Genomic DNA, 1,883 nt, shown 5'->3' on the forward strand with positions numbered 1-1,883 from the left:
ACGACGATGCCGAGCGGCGGCGCCACGAGGACCAGGGGCGCGTCTCCCAGCATCGCGGCCGTGGCCCGCGCGGCTACAGCCGATCCGACGAGCGCGTGCGCGAGGATGTCAGCGACCGCCTGACCGACGATGCCTACATCGACGCCTCCGACATCGAGGTGACGGTCAGCAGCGGTGAGGTGACGCTGACCGGTTTGGTCCCCGACCGCCAGACCAAGCGCCGTGCCGAGGACGTCGCCGAGTCCGTCTCCGGCGTGTCGCATGTGCAGAACAACCTGCGCGTCCGCAGCCACACCGGAAGCCAGACCGGCGCGGGCTGGGGCGGTTCCACCGGCGCCGGCGCGTCGGCGATGGCGAGTGCCGGCAGCGATCCGGCCTCCGGTACGGCCTCCTCGTCGATGAGCGCCGACAACAGCGGCCACCAGGGATCCGACACCACCACCGCGGGCACCGCCGGCGGTCTCGCCAGCAACACCGGCAGCAACACCGGGTCGGGTGCCCCGTCGGTCACGGGCACCGGCGCCGGCACCAGCGGCGGGCCGGCCGCCGCCTCGGCGGGCACCGGCTCGATGGCCGGCTCCACCACCGGCATCGGCCGTTCTTCCAGCACGCGGAGCTGATCGTCAGGCGGCCCATTCGGCTGACGGGGCGCGACGCCCGGCTTCCCAGGCTGACTGCCGGAGGAGGCCGGGCTTCGTGCCTTTTTTGTGTGCGATGGGCGCGCCCAACCCCCGGGGAGCAGGCCGGCTCCTCCGGCGGTTGTGGGGCTGTCCAGGGCGGGAAATTGCGGCTTTCGCCAGATGACGGCGAATTCATTTTTATTGGCGACTGGTTCCTTGACACTCTAAGGAACTCGACTATCGTCAGTTTTTGAAACCCGTGAGTTCCATTCATGCCCCTTGATGCGGAAGAGATACCTGACTGGCGCGCTCGGCGGCGCGAGGTGATCCTCACTGCCGCGGCGGAGCTGTTTGCCGGCCGCGACTACGCCTCTGTCCAGGTGGAGGAGGTGGCGAAGCGGGCCGGCGTGGGCAAGGCCACGCTCTATCGCTACTTCCCCTCGAAGGAAGAGCTGTATCTGGAATCGCTGGAACGCGCGCTCGGCGGTTTGGAGCACAAGCTGAACGCCGAACTGGCGCCGCAGCAGGTCCCGGCCTCCGTCCGTCTGTCGGCCATGGTCTCCGCCCTGGTCGGCACCCTGAGCGAGCAGTTGCAGACGCTGAAGCTGCTGGGCGGCGACCAGTCCGATCTGGCCGACCGCACCCGCCGCATCCTGCGCCGCCGCAGCCAGCGCACCGCCACCGCTTTTCAGCAGGTGCTGGCCGATGGCATGGAGAGCGGCGAGTTCCGCAAGATCGACCTGGAAATCGTCCCCCTGCTGATCATCGGCATGGTCCGCGGCGGCATCATGCAACTGGGCGACCGCCCGCGCGAGGCACTCGAACGCTCCGTCATCGACATTCTGATGTCCGGCATCACCAATCTGCCCCCCTTCCTCTAAGCCTGTGCCGGCCCCTGGCTCCGGCGTTTGGAGTCCCATAGGATGAGACGGTTTTTCCTGGTCCTGCTGCTGGCCGCTGTGATCGGCGGCGGCGGGTACTATTGGTATGCGACGCACAAGGACGGGGCAGGCAGCAAAACCGCGGCGGCGGATGGCCAGAAGGCGCCGGCCGGGGCGGGCCGCACGGTCCCGGTGGTGACCCGGACGGTGGTGGCCCAGGCGGTCCCGGAACAGATCGCCACCATCGGCAGCGTCCAGCCCATCGCCGCCATCGCCATCAAGCCGCGGGTGGACAGCGCGGTCGAAACGGTGGCCTTCACCGAAGGGCAGGAGGTGAAGACCGGCGATACGCTGTTTATCCTCGACAACGCTCGCTCGACGC

The 1,883-nt window shown here is 68.9% G+C and carries 3 protein-coding genes; all 3 read left to right on the plus strand.

All coding sequences use genetic code 11. The features are described 5' to 3' along the window. Positions 1–620, plus strand: a 620-nt coding sequence (locus tag I71_RS13775) for a BON domain-containing protein (RefSeq protein ID WP_042695426.1), incomplete at its 5' end; no start/stop codon positions are given. A gap of 323 nt (positions 621–943) precedes the next feature. Beyond that, positions 944–1,501, plus strand: coding sequence for a TetR/AcrR family transcriptional regulator (locus tag I71_RS13780; RefSeq protein ID WP_244433823.1), 558 nt, complete (start codon positions 944–946; stop codon positions 1,499–1,501). A gap of 42 nt (positions 1,502–1,543) precedes the next feature. Next, a partial coding sequence (locus I71_RS13785) for a biotin/lipoyl-binding protein (protein ID WP_042695428.1) occupies positions 1,544–1,883 on the plus strand: 340 nt, incomplete at its 3' end.

The sequence above is a fragment of the Azospirillum sp. B506 genome, assembly GCF_000333595.1.
Lineage (GTDB): Bacteria > Pseudomonadota > Alphaproteobacteria > Azospirillales > Azospirillaceae > Azospirillum.